Annotated in this window: 16 protein-coding genes; 5 read left to right on the top strand and 11 right to left on the bottom strand. The window is 68.0% G+C overall.

The annotated features are described in order from the left end of the window. Nucleotides 1-4 precede the first annotated feature (4 nt). Nucleotides 5-1,045: an oxidoreductase gene (locus QN245_RS04090; RefSeq protein ID WP_317844628.1), complete on the bottom strand. Its 1,041-nt coding sequence runs from the start codon at nt 1,043-1,045 to the stop codon at nt 5-7. A 147-nt stretch (nt 1,046-1,192) separates the two neighbouring features. Between QN245_RS04090 and QN245_RS04095 the strand changes: the two genes are divergently transcribed. The 5 genes from QN245_RS04095 to QN245_RS04115 all read left to right on the top strand — a co-directional run bounded on the left by QN245_RS04095 (nt 1,193) and on the right by QN245_RS04115 (nt 6,111). Further along, nucleotides 1,193-1,609, top strand: coding sequence for a BON domain-containing protein (locus tag QN245_RS04095; protein ID WP_160966785.1), 417 nt, complete (start codon nt 1,193-1,195; stop codon nt 1,607-1,609). A 196-nt stretch (nt 1,610-1,805) separates the two neighbouring features. Continuing rightward, entirely contained in the window at nt 1,806-2,147 is a 342-nt protein-coding gene (locus QN245_RS04100) for a hypothetical protein (protein WP_317844629.1), read from the top strand. Nucleotides 2,148-2,341: 194 nt separating this feature from the next. Continuing rightward, nucleotides 2,342-4,153: a sensor histidine kinase gene (locus QN245_RS04105; protein WP_317844630.1), complete on the top strand. Its 1,812-nt coding sequence runs from the start codon at nt 2,342-2,344 to the stop codon at nt 4,151-4,153. Continuing rightward, on the top strand, nt 4,150-4,590 hold the full coding sequence (locus QN245_RS04110) for a response regulator (protein WP_010343137.1): 441 nt from the start codon (nt 4,150-4,152) through the stop codon (nt 4,588-4,590). The genes QN245_RS04105 and QN245_RS04110 overlap by 4 nt, the downstream gene beginning before the upstream one ends. A 6-nt stretch (nt 4,591-4,596) precedes the next feature. Next, entirely contained in the window at nt 4,597-6,111 is a 1,515-nt protein-coding gene (locus QN245_RS04115) for an ATP-binding response regulator (protein ID WP_184447177.1), read from the top strand. A gap of 336 nt (nt 6,112-6,447) precedes the next feature. Here the strand turns inward: QN245_RS04115 and QN245_RS04120 are convergent, their stop codons facing one another. From QN245_RS04120 to QN245_RS04165, 10 genes are all read right to left on the bottom strand, one after another. Further along, nucleotides 6,448-7,287 (bottom strand): proteasome-type protease, encoded by an 840-nt coding sequence (locus QN245_RS04120; RefSeq protein WP_317844631.1) that lies wholly within the window; start codon nt 7,285-7,287, stop codon nt 6,448-6,450. Between the two features lie 115 nt (nt 7,288-7,402). Further along, nucleotides 7,403-8,548 carry a methyl-accepting chemotaxis protein gene (locus QN245_RS04125; RefSeq protein WP_317844632.1) on the bottom strand — a complete coding sequence of 382 codons (1,146 nt, stop codon included), beginning with the start codon at nt 8,546-8,548 and terminating at the stop codon, nt 7,403-7,405. Between the two features lie 19 nt (nt 8,549-8,567). Beyond that, a complete protein-coding gene (locus tag QN245_RS04130) occupies nt 8,568-8,945 on the bottom strand; it encodes a response regulator (protein ID WP_160966797.1) in 378 nt (125 codons plus the stop codon). A gap of 19 nt (nt 8,946-8,964) precedes the next feature. Beyond that, nucleotides 8,965-9,201: a hypothetical protein gene (locus QN245_RS04135; RefSeq protein WP_160966798.1), complete on the bottom strand. Its 237-nt coding sequence runs from the start codon at nt 9,199-9,201 to the stop codon at nt 8,965-8,967. After that, nucleotides 9,201-11,876 (bottom strand): chemotaxis protein CheA, encoded by a 2,676-nt coding sequence (locus tag QN245_RS04140; protein WP_317844633.1) that lies wholly within the window; start codon nt 11,874-11,876, stop codon nt 9,201-9,203. The genes QN245_RS04135 and QN245_RS04140 overlap by 1 nt, the downstream gene beginning before the upstream one ends. Continuing rightward, entirely contained in the window at nt 11,873-12,244 is a 372-nt protein-coding gene (locus QN245_RS04145) for a response regulator (protein ID WP_160966800.1), read from the bottom strand. The genes QN245_RS04140 and QN245_RS04145 overlap by 4 nt, the downstream gene beginning before the upstream one ends. Further along, a complete protein-coding gene (locus QN245_RS04150; protein WP_160966801.1) occupies nt 12,241-13,080 on the bottom strand; it encodes a CheR family methyltransferase in 840 nt (279 codons plus the stop codon). The genes QN245_RS04145 and QN245_RS04150 overlap by 4 nt, the downstream gene beginning before the upstream one ends. Before the next feature lies 1 nt (nt 13,081). Next, the gene (locus tag QN245_RS04155; RefSeq protein WP_317844634.1) at nt 13,082-13,690 is read right to left on the bottom strand and encodes a HEAT repeat domain-containing protein; all 609 of its coding nucleotides are present in this window, start codon (nt 13,688-13,690) and stop codon (nt 13,082-13,084) included. A 13-nt stretch (nt 13,691-13,703) separates the two neighbouring features. Then, nucleotides 13,704-14,750, bottom strand: a complete 1,047-nt coding sequence (gene cheB / locus QN245_RS04160; protein WP_184647727.1) for a chemotaxis-specific protein-glutamate methyltransferase CheB — start codon at nt 14,748-14,750, stop codon at nt 13,704-13,706. Next, nucleotides 14,747-16,273 (bottom strand): chemotaxis protein CheW, encoded by a 1,527-nt coding sequence (locus QN245_RS04165; protein WP_317844635.1) that lies wholly within the window; start codon nt 16,271-16,273, stop codon nt 14,747-14,749. The genes cheB and QN245_RS04165 overlap by 4 nt, the downstream gene beginning before the upstream one ends. Between the last annotated feature and the right edge of the window lie 47 nt (nt 16,274-16,320).

Consider the following 16,320-nt stretch of genomic DNA (forward strand, 5'->3'; position numbering starts at 1 on the left):
CGCCTCAGTCCAGCGTCACGCTGCACCCGGAGGCGGCGCTGCGCACGCCCGCCTCCAGCAGGCGCATCACCGCCAGCGCCTGCGCCGCATCCACCGGCGCGGGCGCGCGCCCGGCCATCGCCTCGCGAAAGGCCGCGTAGCATTCGCGGTAGTCGCCGCGATGCGCGGGCAGGGTCTGCAGCGCGTGCGTGCCATCGGTGCCGACCAGGCGCAACTGGCCGGGCAGGGGATCGGCGCCCCAGTCGGGCGCGCCCGGCACGACGCCGGCGCGCAACTGCGCTTCCTGCGTATCCAGGCCGTGCTTGAGGTAGCTGCCGCCGGTGCCGTGCACCGCGAAGCGCAGGCCGTTGGCCGCGACCAGCGAACCGGCATGCAGCACCACCCGCAATCGCGGATAGCGCAGCACCGCATGCACGTAGTCCACCGCCTGCGCGCCGGGGCGCTGCAGCGCCAGGTCGGCCTGCAGCGCCTGCGGTGGTCCGAACAGTTGCAGCGCCTGGTCGAGCAGATGCGGCCCCAGGTCGAACCACAGCCCCGAGCCTGGCAAGGCGTGCTCGCGCCAGCGGTCGCCCACCTGCGGACGATGGCGATCGAAATGGGAATGGAACTCGGCGATCTCGCCCAGGGTGCCGGCCTCCAACAAGGCGCGCACGCCGAGGAAGTCGCCGTCCCAGCGCCGGTTCTGGAACACGCTGACGATGCGGCCGACACGTTGCGCCTGGTCGAGCACCTGCTGCGCTTCGGCCACGTCCAGGGTGAACGGTTTGTCCACCAGCACGTGCTTGCCCTGCGCCAGCGCGGCCAGCGCCAGCGGCGCGTGGGTCTGGTTGGGCGTGGCGATCACCACCGCGTCGATCTGCGGATCGGCGAAGGCCTGCGTTGCATCGGCGACCACGCGCGCCTGCGGCCAGTCTGCGCTCACTGCCTCGGCCTGGCGCGAGACCACGGTATGCAGGCGTAGACCGGGCGTGTGTGCGATCAACGGCGCATGGAAGGTGCGGCCGACGTAGCCGAAGCCGAGCAGGGCGAGATTGAAGTCGGACATGGGCGCGGGCGGGAAGCGACGGGACGCCAGTATCGCCCGCCCTGCGTCGGCGGCTTGCGTATTCACGCTACGGCGATTCGGCGGTCACGTTGCCTGTACAACGGACTAGGGGAGACTGCACGCACACCTTCAGCGGAGGAAGACACGATGAAAACGATCAATGCACGCACCCTGCTTGGCGCCACCCTGGTGGCCGGTTTCGCGTTCGGCGCGGGCCAGGCGTTCGCAGCCGGCCAGGCCACCAGCGCCAAGGACCACGGCACCATGGGCCAGCAGGACACGATGCAGCACGACACCACTGCCCATGACGCCAGCCATCACGACTCCAACGAGCCGGTCACCGACACCTGGATCACCACCAAGGTGAAGGCCGATCTGCTGGCCACCAAGAACGTGTCGGGCACCGAAATCAAAGTCGATACCGTCAACGGCACGGTGAAGTTGTCCGGCACGGTCGCGACCAAGGCGGAGAAGGACAAGGCCGTGGCGGTTGCCAAGAAGATCAAGGGAGTCAAGAAGGTGGATGCGGCCGACCTGACGGTCAGCGCCGCTGCCAAGAAGTAAGCATTGCGATCCGCGGCCGCGGCCGCGGGTGGGGTGCGACGAGGCGCCCCACTCGCGACACCGGCCAATGGCGCACCCTGCGGGGTGCGTTTTTTTTGGGCGGAGTGGCCTAAATTCGCGACCTGCATCGCATTTCGCGCCGTTTTGACACCCGCTCAGACATCATGCCTTCATGTTCGTCAACGGATCGCGCGCAATGTTGGACACCCAACCCCACCCGGCCGCGGGGCATGCGGCTTCGGCTGCCGAAGCGCTGGGCGCTGCGCTGTCCAGCCGTGACACGCAGACGTCGCCGCTGCTGCCCGCGGTGCGCAGGCTCGAAGCGCAGTTGAGCATGTTGTTGACGACTTTCCATGACGATGCCGGTTTCTGGCCGGCGTTCACGACGCTGATGCAGGAACTGGATCATGGCCTGAGCCAGTCCGAGCGCCGCCGCCTGCGTGGCCACGCCGATTTCCTGCTGGTCCGCGCCGGCATGCCGGCCTGGACCCTGGCCGGCACCCACGGCGCCGCCCCTACACTGGCGCGCCAGCCCTGAGCGGCGCGCGCGGGTGGCGCTTCGGCGGCGGCCTGCCGCCGGTACCGCCGTGCGTGCTGGCTGGGATAGCGTCCACGCCGCTGGCGCGATCGGGGTATCGCGCGCTCGCTGAACAATTTATCTGCTGCCGGGGAAGATGGGCGACAATGCGCGCCCGCGATGGCCGCAGCCGTTCCTTCTTCTGACGCACCGCTATGCAGACCATCGCCAAACACGATGCTTGGGACCGCTGGCGCCTGCCGCTGCTGGCCCTGGCCGTCGTCCTGATCGTCATCCTGCCCTCGCTGCTGCTGCGGCAAATGAATGCCAGCACCCTGCGCGCTGCCGACTGGGTCGGCCACAGCCAGGAGGTGACCGCCACGCTGAACGCGATGGAAGCGGACATGCGCGACATGGAGTCGGCGGCGATGGCGATGTCGCATGGCGTGCAGTCGCCGATCCTGACCGCGCGCTTCAAGGAGGCGCGCGCGTCGTTGCAGCCGACCATGGCCCACCTGGCCGAACTGACCCGCGACAATCCCGACCAGCAGATCCGCATCGGCCGCCTGCAGAGCACGCTGGAACGGCGCGGCCTGCTGGCCGAGCGCATCGCCCAGGCGCGCGATCCGGAGCGGATCCGCGCGCTGATCCAGGACATGACCGCCGACAATCCGGTGCGCGGCCTGATCGCCGAGCTGCAGCGGCGCGAGGACGAACTGCTGAGCGAGCGCACCGCCGACGCCGAGCAGCGTCGGATGCTCGCCTCGATGATGAGCTGGACCTCGCTGGTGGTGCAGCTCCTGCTGCTGGGCCTGGTGATCTGGCTGCTGCAACGGCAGATCGGCCGGCGCCTGGACGCCGAGCGCCACATGCTGCGCGCCAACGGCCGCGCCGCGGCGGTGCTGCAGACCGTGCGCGAGCCGATCGTGCTCCTGGACAATGGGCAGCGGATGCTGATGCACAACACCGCCTTCGCCGAACTGTACGGCATGGACCTGGCGGATCCGCCGAAGCTGCTCGCCGACGTCGGCGACGGCGTCTGGCAAGATCCGGTGATCGTGCAGCGATTGGCCGACGTGCTGTTGCGCGGACGCGAATTGTGGGATTTCGAGCACGAACAAGTCGGCGCCGACGGCGTACCAAGGACCATGCTGCTGAATGCGCGGCGCATGCCGCTGCCGGACAGCGAGGACGAAGTGGTCTTGATGACGGTCAGCGACATCACCCTGCAGAAAACCGCGCAGCAGCGCATCCAGGAGCTGAACCGGCAGCTGGAGGGCAAGGTCGAGCAGGTGTCGGAAGTCAACCGCGAACTGGAGGCGTTCAGCTACTCGGTCTCGCACGACCTGCGCGCGCCGTTGCGCCACGTCGCCGGCTTCGCCGACAAGCTGGCCCGCCATCTGGGCGACGGCGCCGACGAGAAGAGCCGGCACTACCTGGAGGTGATCGGTACCTCGGCGCGGCGCATGGCCTCGCTGATCGACGACCTGCTGGTGTACTCGCGCCTGGGCCGCAGCGCGCTGCGTCTGCAGGCGGTGGACATGCAGTCGCTGGTGGCGGAGACGCGCTCGGTGCTCGACGCCAACTACCAGTCCGACCACGGCGACAGCGGCCACCGCATCGAGTGGACCATCGCGCCGTTGCCGATCCTGGTCGCCGACGAGAACATGATGCGGCAGCTGTGGCTGAACCTGCTCGGCAATGCGGTCAAGTACAGCGCCAAGCGCGAGGTTGCGCAGATCCAGGTCGACTATCAGGTGCAGCCGGACGGCAGCCATCACTTCAGCGTGCGCGATAATGGCGCCGGCTTCGACATGACCTACGCGGCCAAGCTGTTCGGCGTGTTCCAGCGCCTGCACAAGGCCAGCGAGTATTCCGGTACCGGCATCGGCCTGGCCAGCGTGCGTCGCGTGCTGACCCGCCATGGCGGCCATATCTGGGCCGAGTCCGCCCCCGAACAGGGCGCCACCTTCCATTTCGTCCTGCCTCCGGCGCCCGAAGCGCCCACTACCGAGTTCATCGCATGACCGCCATCCGCACCATCCTGCTTGCCGAAGACAGTCCCGCCGACGCCGAAATGGCGGTGGATGCGTTGCGCGACGCGCGCCTGGCCAATCCCATCGTGCACGTCGAGGACGGCGTGGAGGCGATGGACTACCTGCTGCGCCGCGGCGCCTACGCCGACCGCGAGGAAGGCCTGCCGGCGGTGCTGCTGCTGGACATCAAGATGCCGCGCATGGATGGCCTGGAAGTGCTCAAGCTGGTGCGCAGCGAGGAGTCGCTCAAGCGCTTGCCGGTGGTGATCCTGTCGTCCTCGCGCGAGGAAAGCGACCTGGCCCGCAGTTGGGACCTGGGCGTGAATGCGTATGTGGTCAAGCCGGTGGACGTGGACCAGTTCTTCACCGCGGTGAAGACCCTGGGGACCTTCTGGGCGCTGATCAACCAGGCGCCGGACAAAGAGTAAGCGCGCATGCCCACCACCGGCCCCAGGCTTGGCCCGATCCGGATCCTCATGGTGGAGGATTCGCCGGAGGATGCCGAGCTGCTGTCCGATCAGCTGCTGGAGGCCGGCCTGGAGGCGGTGTTCCGCCGCGTGGAAAGCGAGCCGGCGCTGCGCGAGGCGCTCGGCGAGTTCGCCCCGGACATCGTGCTGTCGGACCTGAGCATGCCTGGGTTCTCCGGGCACGAGGCGCTGCGGGTGGTGCGCGAGGACGGCAACGCGGTGCCCTTCATCTTCGTCTCCGGCACCATCGGCGAGGAGACCGCGGTGGAGGCGCTGCGCGACGGCGCCAACGACTACATCATCAAGCACAACCCCACGCGTCTGCCGTCGGCGGTGGCGCGCGCGATCCGCGAGGCCCGCACCGAACGCGAGCGGCAGCGGGTGGAGCGCGAACTGATGCGCGCGCAGCGGCTCGAGAGCCTGGCCCTGCTCGCCGCCGGTCTCAGTCACGACCTGCGCAACATCCTGCAGCCGCTGCTGATCGTGCCGGAACTGATCGTCGGTCGCAGCGACGATCCGCAACTGCGGCATCTGGCCGACGTCATCGCCGAGTGCGGCCGGCGCGGCCATGAGATGGCCGAGTCGATGCTGTCGTTCGTGCGCGGCTCGCGTACGCCCAGCGAGCCGGTGCGCCTGGCCGAGCTGTTCCAGGCGGTGCAGATGCTGCTCAAGAGCAGCCTGCCGGAGCGGGTGACGCTGAAGGTGGACGTGGCCGATCCGACACTGTCGATCGAGGCCAACTACACCGAGCTGCAGCAGTGCCTGCTCAACCTCGGCCTCAACGCGATCCAGGCGATGCCCGACGGCGGCCAGCTGAGCTTGTCGGCGACGCCGGCGATCGGCGCCGACGGCAGCGAGCAGGTGCGCATCCTGGTCCGCGACAGCGGCATCGGCATGGACGCGGAGACTCAGGCGCGGCTATTCAGCCCGTTCTTCACCACCAAGCCGGACGGCACCGGCCTGGGCCTGATCTCCTGCAAGCGCATCGTCGAGAGCTACGGCGGCCAGATCGGCGTGGACAGCACGCCGGGCGAGGGCACCTGCTTCGAAATGCTGATGCCGCTGCGCGCGACGGCGCCATCGGCCGAACCGGAGTTGTCGTTGCCGATGGGCAAGGGCCAGCGCGTGCTGCTGGTCGACGGCGAGGCCACGCGGCTGTCGCTGCTCGGCAATGCGCTGTCCAGCCAGGGCTATCGTCCGCAACTGGCGTCCGACGGCGCCGCCGCGCTGCGCGACGTCGAGGAGCATGGCCTGCCGGATCTGATGATCGTCGACAGCGACATCATCCTGCTGTCGGCGGTGCGCCTGCTGCTGGCGCTGCAGGACCTGGGCTACCAGGGCCCGGCGATCGTGCTCGAGGACACCGGCACCCACCTGGAACGCGACCACTTCCCCGCCGACATCGCCGTGCACGTCCTGCGCAAGCCGCTGGAAATGCAGCGCGTGTTCCGCGCGGTGGCGCATGCCCTCGAAAGCGGTTGAGGAGCTGGCAATGGGGATGCGGGAATGGGGAATGGGAAAGGCAACAGCAACTGTGGCCCGCTGTTGCTGAGAAATCGGGAATAGGAAGGCAACCGCAAGCGGCCGTCGCCTCGGTGGCCATTGCGCTTCCCGCGCAAGGGCTAGGATGTCGGGACTCGAGTCCCGATTTTCTCATTGCCTATTCATGGCCGAGACGTTGGGACCGCGAGCCGAAAGGCAGCCGCCGTGCATTGCAACTTGCAATGACATGAGCGCCGGCATACTCCGTACATCGGAACGGAGGCGTCGCGCTCCGCTTTTACGATTCCCCAATCCCGATTCCCGACTCCCGGCCTTTCACTGCTGCGCCGACTGGTCTTCCGGGTCGCGGCGGGCCGGGGCGCGGCGCGGGGGCAGGGGCGGCAGGGTGTCGCGGGCGGTGTCGTCGTGGTCGGCGGCCAGCGCCGGTTCCCAGGGGAAGCGCGGCAGGGTGCGCACGGCGTTTTCCAGCTTGCGCGACCAGGTGTCGTGGATCTCGGCGTACAGCGGGGTGTCGGCTTCCAGGCGCATGCGCTCGGTGACACGCAGGTCGTTGCGGCGGATCAGCGCCACATCGATCGGCATGCCCACCGACAGGTTGGAACGGATCGTCGAGTCCAGCGACACCAGCGCAGTGCGCGCGGCGTCTTCCAGTTGCATTTCCGAGCGGATGATGCGGTCCAGGATCGGCTTGCCGTACTTGGATTCGCCGATCTGCAGATACGGCGTCTCCGGCGAGGTGGCGATGGCGTTGCCGAGCGGATAGATCATGTACAGCCCGGGCCGTTCGCCGGCGATCTGCCCGCCCAGGATCAGCGTCGACTGCACGTTGACGCCGCTGTTCTGCGACTGCTCGGAGAGCTTGATCTGGCTGGACGCCAGCACTTCGCCGACGTACTCGGCGACCTCGAACAGATGCCGGAAGGTGCGCAGGCTGCGCGGCGCGTCGGGATCGTCGGCGTCGCGCTGCAGGCGCGAGAGGGTCAGTTGCGTGGTCGCCAGGTTGCCGGCCGACATCATGGCGAACACCGCCTGGCCCGGATACTCGAACACGTGCAGCTTGCGATGCACGCGGACGTCGTCCAGCGAGGCGTTGGTACGCGTGTCAGCGGCGAAGACCAGGCCTTCGTCCACTTCGATGCCGACGCAATATGTCATGGCGCTGCCAAAAACCAGGTACGTCCCGATTCTATGCGGGGTGGCTCCGACTTGGCTACCGTTGCTGGCGGCAACCGGGCGGCCCGGAGCGGGCTCAGGGCGCCCTGTACATCCATCAGAACAGCTCGATGCGTTGCACCCCGGCCTGGCCGTAGCGTGCGTGGTGGCCGTCCTGGCTGAGATACTGCGCGACCAGGGCGCTGGGGTCGCCGACGTCGCCGCTGCTGCGCTGCTGCAGCACCGTCTGGATGCGCTCCAGCCGCTGCCGGACCACATCCTGGTACTGGATGTCGCCCAGCAGATCGACGATGCCGTTGGCCAGCTCCTGGTTGTGCGTTGTGGCGTTGGCGGTCAGGGTGTTGTGGAACGACCGCAGGTCGACATAGCTGGCCCGCAGTTCCGCGACGGTGCTCGCCAGCTTGCAGGCGTTGCGCAGCGGCACGCTTTCCTTCAGCTGGCTTTCCAGGGCGAAGCTGTCCATCGCCAGGCGTTGTGCCTGCTCGATGTTCTTCTGCACCAACTGCGCCGCGTTGGCCGAGCGGTTGGCGAGGTTGCGGACCTCCTCGGCGACGACCGCGAAGCCGCGCCCGGCTTCGCCGGCCCGGGCCGCCTCGATCGACGCGTTGAGCGCGAGCAGGTTGGTCTGCGCACTGATTTCGCGCACCAGTTTGACCAGATCGCCGAGCGCGCCGATCTCGTCCACCAGCCGATGCACATTGGCGTACTCGTTGGACAGCATTTGCGGCAGCGCCAGAAGAAATTCGCCGGTTTCCTCGATCAGCTTGGTGCTGGCGACGATATCGTCCTGCAGGCTCACGTTGTTGTGCGCCGAGTTGTGCAGGTATTGCAGCAGTTCATCGGAATGCTTGCGCAGCGACTCCAGCTTGCGAAGGATGTTCAAGGCCGAATGCTCGGTTTCCTGGATCACGTCCTGCAGGCGCTCGTGCATCGCCACATCCAGTTTCGCCCCGGCCTCGGCGTCGACGCGCTGGTTGTGCGCCAACACGCGGCCTTGCGACGCGCTCGCTTTCAGTTCGCGCCAGCCTGCGAAGGGCAGCCGGAACAGCCACAGCGCCAGTACGGCGGCGCCGAGCACGGCGATGCCGGCGGCGAGCGTGGCCTGCAGCAGCGGACGGCCGCTGGCATGGCCGAGCAGGAGCCAGCAGCCAAGCCATTGCCAGGGCACCAGCACGGCGAGGCCGCACAGCAGGTGCCGTCGGAAGCGCGCCAGCGGATCGGGAGAGGAAGCGGGGGCTAGCATGGGAGAAGCGTCCTTTCGGCTATGCGCCGGGCAGCACCTGTTTGATCACCTGCAGAAGCTCGGTGGGGGCGACCGGCTTGACCAGCCAGCCGGTCGCGCCCAGGGTCTTGGCTTCGTCACGCCGAGTCTGCTGGCTTTCCGTGCTAAGTACCAGCAGCGGCGTGAAGCGCAAGCCAGGCAGTTGGCGTGCCTGGCGGATCAGTTCCAGGCCGTCCATGTTGGGCATGTTGATGTCGGTGATGATCAGGTCCGGGCGCGGCCCGCTGCGCAGGCGCTTGAGCGCCTGCACGCCGTCGCTGGCGGTCTCCACGGTCAATCCGCCGGAGAGCTCCAGGCTGCTGCGCAGACTCATGAGCATCGTGGCTGAATCGTCGACAAGGAGGATGGATTTGGACATTGGGTGGGGGTTCCTTGAATCAGGGATGGAGGGCGGAATGCAGCCATTGCCGCAATTGGGAGTCCTTGGGCCAGGCGGACACGCCGGCCTGCGTCGCCATCAACGCCTGCAGCACCGCGGTATGCAGGTGTTCGCAGTCGGCGCAATTGAGCTTGGCATTGCGGTTGGCCTGTAGCCACGCCAGCAGCGTTTCGGCGTCTTCCACGCTGACCACGCCGGCCAGGGTGGCGGAGCGCTTGCGATACGCGATGGGCATCAGAGCAGCTCCTTGGGATTGAGGACCATCAGCACCGAGCCGTCGCCGAGCAGGGCCGAGCCGGCGTAGCCGCCGAGTCCGGCGAGCACGCCGCTCATCGGTTTGAGGAGGATGTCGGTGGTGGCGCGGAACTCGTCGACGAGGATGCCGACGTGTTCGCCTTCCACGCGTACCACCAGGGTGGCCAGCGCGTCATCGGCGTTCGGGCGTGGCGGCGCGTCCAGCGCCAGCAGGTCGTTGAGGGCCACCAACGGCACGATGCGGTCGCGCAGCGTGGCGGTGCGCTGTTGCTTGATGGTGCGCACCGACGACTGCGGCACGCGCACGGTCTCCACGACCTGGTCCATGGGGATACCGAAGATCTGTCCGGCGGTCTCGATCACCATCACGTTGCTGACCGCCATCGACAGTGGCAGCGTCAGGCGCAGGCGCGTGCCCTTGCCCGGGGTGCTGTCCAGGCCGATGCTGCCGTTGACCTTCTCGATCGCCGAGCGCACCGCGTCCATGCCCACGCCGCGGCCCGACAGGTCGGACACCGTCTCGGCGGTGGAAAAGCCCGGTGTGAAGATCAGCCGTTGCGCGTCCACGTCGCTGAGGTTGTCCAGCGCCGCTTCGCTGATCAGGCCCTTGGCATACGCCTTGCGCTTGATGACGTGCGGGTCGATGCCGCGGCCGTCGTCGCTGATCTCGATGAGCACGCGGTCGGCTTCCTGCTGGGCGCGGATCAACAGGCGCCCCACCGCCGGCTTGCCGGCGGCGCGACGCTGCTCGGGCGTTTCCAGTCCATGATCGAGGCTGTTGCGCAGGATGTGGATCAACGGATCGGCCAGCGCTTCGACGATGTTCTTGTCGGCCTCGGTGTCTTCGCCCTCGATCACCAGTTCCACCTCCTTGCCCAGCTTGCGCGAGATGTCGCGCACCAGGCGCGGAAAGCGCTGGAAGATGAACGACAGCGGCAGCATGCGCACCTGCATGATCGCGTCCTGCAACTCCTCGGCGATCCGGTTGATGACCGCGTACTGCGCCTTGATCTCGCGGCCGAGTTCGCGCACGCGGTAGTGCTCCTCGGCACGCGATGCCAGGTAGGGCAGCCCGTTCTTGGCGACCACGATCTCGCCGATCAGGTCCATCAGCCGATCGATGCGGGCCTGGTCGACTTTCAGGATGCGCGAGCCCTGGCCGCCTTCTTCGCTGCGCCGTGCGCCGGCGTCGGCACCCGATGATGGCGCCGTTGGCGCTGCGATCGTATCGGCGGGTTGGGTCGCCGTTGCAGGCAGCGCGGGCGTCGCGTCGCGGGTGACGACGGGCGTTGCGTCCACAGCGGGTGGCGTGTCGGGTTGCCTCGCCGCGGCGGCTGTGGGCAACTGCCGGGCATGGCGCTCCAGCCACTCCAGCAGCGGCTGTGCCGAGTGGCTGACCAGGCTCATGTCCAGGGCATCGGTCAGCGCCGGCTGCAGTGCGGTCTGGCCGCTGGCGGCGCAGCAGGCCGACAGCGTCGCGCCGACGCCGAGCAGACTGCCCGGCGACAGCGGATCGGCCTGGCCCAGGATCTGGCGTTGCGCCTGGATCAGGTTGCGCAAGGCGACCTGCTGCGCGGGCGACAGGGCGACGGCAGCGGCAGCGCTCTGCGCGACCGTATCGTCTTGCTGCAGCACCCGCCGCAACAGCGCCACATCGGGCACGGCGCAGTCCAGCAGCAGGTCCAGCCAGCGCAACGCCGAGGCGCTGCACGAGGTTTCCGGGCACTGCTCCAGGCGTGCCTGCACGTGCTGGCGCAACGCGGACAGGTCGCCGCCCTCCAGCACCGCCTGCGCGTCCTGCTGGAATGCCGCATCGTCGGCCCAGGCGCCAGGCTGTCCCTGCGCCACGACCAGCGCCGCTGCCGGCACCGGGTGCCGCACGACTTGCTCGGTGACATAGCGGAACAGATGGTCCAACGCCTCGGCGCTGGCGCTGCTGAGCGCGTGGAACACCACCTGGCAGCGATAGATGTCCAGTTCGGTCGGCGGCGCCCAGGGCGCCAGCGGCTGCACGCGCGTCCAGTGCGTGTCCGGGATCTGCCGCATCAGGTGCAGCGGATCCTCGCCCTTGAAGAAGCAATCCGGTTCGGGCTGGTACACCACCCAGTGCAGCGTCGCGCCGGCGCAGGCCTCGCGGAACAGCCGCATGCGCAGCGTTTCGGGCATCTGCTGCAGTTCGGCCTGAAGCTGCGCATCGACGCTCGGCTCGGCGTCCTGTGCGCCCTGCGCGTGTGGCGCGTCGTGCGCCGTCGTCACCCGGGCGTGTGCGGTGTCGGTGTCCATCAGGGCCCGCAGCCCCGCCGCCAACTGCCGGGTGGCCGCGGACTCGGCGATGCGTTCGGCGCCCTCTTCGAGCAGGTCCAGTTGCGCCGCGACCTCGTCCATCGCCTCGAGCAGCGTATCGGCGAGGTCGCGCGAGTAGGCCACGCGCCCGTGGCGCACCGCATCCATCAGATCCTCGGCCGCGTGCAGCAGCCAGGTCATGCCGGGCAGTTCGAACAGGCCGCTGTTGCCCTTGAGGGTATGCACCATGCGGAACAGTTCGTTCATCAGGGCGTCGTCGTCCGGCGCCAGCTCCATCTCGATCAGATGTTGGCCGATCGATTGCAGCAGGTCGCGCGACTCGGCGATGAACTGGGCGAGCAGGGGATTCACGCGGCGATCTCCCCGAGCAGCAGGCCGGCATAGATCAGCAGTTCTTCCGGCTTGGCCGGCTTGACCAGATAGAAGTTGGCGCCCGCGGCGTAGGCCTTGCGCTCGTCGATCGGATCGGACTCGGTGGAGATCATCAGCGCCGGCGCCTGCGGAATCGGTTGGTCGCGCAGTTCGCGCAGGAAGCCGTAGCCGTCGAGCTTGGGCATGTTGACGTCGACCAGGTAGAGGTCGTAGGGCGCGCACAAGGCCTTCTCCAGCGCCTCGATGCCGTTGATCGCTTCTTCCACGCCGTGCCCGGCGCTTTCCAGAATGCTGCGGTGATACAGCCGCACGGTCGCGGCGTCGTCGATGATCAGGATGCGTTTCACCGGTCCTCCAAGGGCTTCTGGTAGACGATCGCTTCGGGGAACTTGCGAACGCGGAACAAGGACGAGATGCGGCTCATCGACTCCGAATGCCCCAGGCAGACGAAGCCGCCCGGCACCAGCGCCTCGTAGAAGGTCTCCGCGGCCCGGCGTCGCGACAGGTCGTCGAAATAGATCAGCAGGTTGCGGCAGAACACCACGTCGAAGCTGTCGTGGCCGCGCACGTCGTCCGCATCCATCAGGTTGACGCGGGTGAAGCGGACCGCATCGCGCACGTCGTCGCAGAGCTGGAAGCCGTCGGCCTGTTTCTCGAAATACCGCTGCAGGACGCTGGGGGGCAGATGCTGGATGGAGCGTGCGCTGAACAGGCCCTGCTGCGCCTGGCGCAGGATCGCGGTGTCGATGTCCGATGCGATGATTTCCACGTCCCAGTCGTTGATGCGGTTCCAGTACTCGAGCAGGTACAGCGCGATGGAGTAGGGCTCCTCGCCGGACGAGGACGGCAGCGACCAGATCCGGATCGGCTTGCGATCGGTCTTGCGCGCGACGATCTCCTCCATCAGCGACCGGACCAGGCAGCGGAACTGATACTCCTCGCGAAAGAAGTACGTTTCGTTGACCGTCATCAGGTTGGTCAGCGTCTGCAGCTCCTGCCCGGAGGCTTCGAAGCGCAGGGTCACGAAATAGTTGCGGAAATCGCCGCTGTCGGTGTCGCGGATACGGTCCAGCAGGCGCTTGTCGACGAAGTAGCGCTTGCTGTCGTCGAAGCGGATGCCGGTCTTGCGGTAGAAGAATTCGCGGAACTTGTGGAAGTCCGCGTCGCTCAGCGACATGCTCATGTCACGGGGCTTCCAGGCGTTGCAGGGCGAGGTCGGCCGCGAAGCGGATGAACGGGTCGTCCGGAAAGCGTTGCTTCAGCCGCTGCAGCGGCCCGCGCGCACGCGCGCTGCCGACTTCGCCGAGCAGGTCGACCGCGGTGGCGCAGACGTTGCTGTGCGCGTCCTGCTCGATGACCTGCAGCAGCCACTCCTCGATCTCCGGATGGCGCAAGGATTCGAGGATGTTCACCGCGAAGATGCGCACGTCCGAATCGGGGTCGGTCAGCAATTGGCTCATCAGCGGCGCCACTTCCTCCGGCAACTGCTGCATCGCCGCGATGGCTTCGTTGCGCAGCGCGGCGTCTTCGCTGCGCAGGCAGTCCACCAGGCCCTGCAGCGCAACCGAATCGCGCAGGTGTGCCAGCGTCAGCAGGATCGCTTCGCGCACGCTGGGGCTGCTCTCGTTCTGCAACTGCGCGACCAGCGCTGCGGCGGCATCGCGGTGCGCCTGCAATTCACGGGCGGCAGTACGGCGCTGTGCTGCCGAGTCGGCAGCGAGTTGCGCCAGAAGGTCGGCGTAGTCGGTTCCGCTGTCGGTGGGGAGGGCGGCGCGGGAAGGAATCAGCGGCATCGGGGGAATCCTGTTAGTGAAGCCATTCGACGAGTTGCTTGGCGATCCGGTTGGCCGGCAGCACCCGATCGGCGCCGCCTTGCTGGATCAGCCGTTCCGGCATCCCGAACACGACGGCCGACTCCTCCGATTCGGCGACCGTGAGCCCGCCGCCGCGATGGATCTCGGCGAACGCCTCGGCGCCGTCGTGGCCCATGCCGGTGAGCATCACCGCGACCAGTTCGCGCGCCGGGTAGTGCTGCAGGGCTGAGCGCCCGAGCAGTTCCACCGATGGATGCCACAGGTGCTGCGGATGCGCCGGCTGCGGCAGGGCCACGCGCTGGTCGCGGCGCTTGCTCACCACCACATCGCCACCGCCGCGGGCGATATAGACGTTGCCGGGCACCAGCGGCATCGGTTCGGCCACTTCGTGTACCTGCAGTGCGCAGATGCGGTCCAGGCGTTGCGCGAACAGGCCGGTGAACGCCGCCGGCATGTGCTGTGCGATCAGCACCGGCCAGGGGAAGTCCGCCGGCAGCAGCGGCAGGATGTCTTCCAGCGTGCGCGGCCCGCCGGTGGACACCCCGATCAGCACCAGGCCGCCTTCGCGCCGCGGTGCGGCGGCCGGCTTGGGCACCGGCATCGCCGCTTTCGGCTTGGGCGCCGGCGTGGCGCGCGCTGTCCGCGGCCGCGCGCGCGCGGCCTGCTTGACCTTGCTCAGCAGTTCTTCTTCGATCCGCTCCAGGTGCAGCGAAATGGTGCCGTCCGGCTTGGCGACGCAGTCCACCGCACCCAGCGCGAATGCCTCGAAGGTGGCCAGCGCGCTTTTCACCGTCAGCGAGGAGAGCATCACCACCGGCGTGGGGCGCTCGGCCATCACCAGCGACAGGGCGGTAAGTCCGTCCATTTCCGGCATGTTGATGTCCAGCGTCACCACGTCCGGCAGGAACGCACGGTTTTCCTCGACCGCTTCCCTGCCGTTGCGCGCCAGGCGGATCTCGAAGCCGCCGGCCTGCTCGAACAGGGTGGACAACTTGCGCCGCATCAGCGCCGAGTCGTCGACGATGAGCAGCTTGATCACGCCGCCTCGCTCAGTTGCTCCAGCGCTTGCAGGTCGCTGTGCGGCAGCAGCCGCTCCGGCTCGATCAGCAGGATCAGGCGGCGCTGCTTCTCCAGGTTGGCGACGCGGGTGATCAGGTTGGCCTGCTCCTCGCTCAGCTGCGGCGCCGGTTCGATCGCCTGGCGCGGCAGCTTCAGCACTTCGGTGACGGCATCGACGATGAAGCCGGTGCGCACGCCGCCGAGCAGGAACACCATGATCCGCTGCCGGTCGTCACGGTCCACGCGGGCCAGGCCCAGCCGCCGGCGCTGGTCGATCACCGGCAGCACGGCGCCGCGCAGGTTGATCACGCCTTCGACGAAGGCCGGCGTCCGCGGGACCCGGGTCAGTTCCGCCGGCACGCGCACGATTTCCTGCACGCTGGCGATCGGCACGGCGAACTCTTCCGCGTCCAGGTGGAACACCACCACTTGCTCTTCGTCGTCGATCTCCTCGTCGAGCAGTTCGTCGGCGGCGTCGTTCTGGCGGGAAAGATCCATGTGCAGGGCTTCCTTTATCTTCGAGTGGTCGAACAACTTGCTCGCTTCGATGATCGACACCAAGCGCTGTCCCTGGTCGAGGCGGCAGATCTGGCTGATCTCGGCCATGTCGCCGCCGCGCGCCAGCAGCGCCGGGACCTGGTCCACCGCGCTCCGGTGCACGCGCAGGACTTCCTTGACGCTGTCCATCACCACGCCGACGGACAGGTGCCCGCTGTTGATCACCACGATGCGGCTGCGTTCGTTGACGCCCTGCCTGGGCAGGCCGAACAGGCTGCGCAGCGACACCAGTGGCAGCAGCCGCTGGCGCAGCGTCATCACGCCAAGCACGTGCTGCTGCGAGTGCGGGACCTGCACCAGGTGTTCCGGGACCTGCACGATTTCCTGCACCTGCTCGATGCCGATGGCGTATTCCTGCCCGGCGACCTCGAAGCTGACCAACTGCAGTTGATCGTTGTTGGCGTCGTCTTCCTCGTCGCGCGCGTCCTCGACGAAGCCGGCGCTGCCGGCATGCCGGACCAGCGCGCCGATGGTGCCGAACTGGCTGGCGATCAGGCGGGCGAAATCCAGCACCATCACCATCTGGTGCCCGCCCACGTCCTTGAGCAGGCCCGACAGCAGTTCGCTGTTGACGGTGGCGCTGATCTCGCCGATGTCCTGGATGGAATCCGGCTGCACCTCCACCACGCTGGCGACGCGGTCGACCACGAAGCCCAGCGGCTGCCCCAGGTCGATCACCACCGCACGCGAACTGTCGTCCGCCGGGCGTTCGGGCAGACCGAACACGCGCGCCAGGCTGATGATCGGCAGCACCCGGCCGCGCAGGTTGGCCAGGCCGTCCAGCGCCGGCGGCGCCAGCGGCACGCGGACCATGTCCGGGACGCGGATGATTTCCTGCACCGGCGCCATGTCCACCGCGAAGACGTCGCTGCCGACCAGGAAGGTGACGAACAGGCGCCCGCTGGACGTGCCGGCGCCCTCGGCGTCCGACGCGTCGTCGTCCATTCGCGCAGCCGCTGCGGCTTGCGAAGAAGGATCGTTGCTCATAAGAC

The sequence above is a fragment of the Xanthomonas rydalmerensis genome, assembly GCF_033170385.1.
GTDB classification, from domain to species: Bacteria; Pseudomonadota; Gammaproteobacteria; order Xanthomonadales; family Xanthomonadaceae; genus Xanthomonas_A; species Xanthomonas_A rydalmerensis.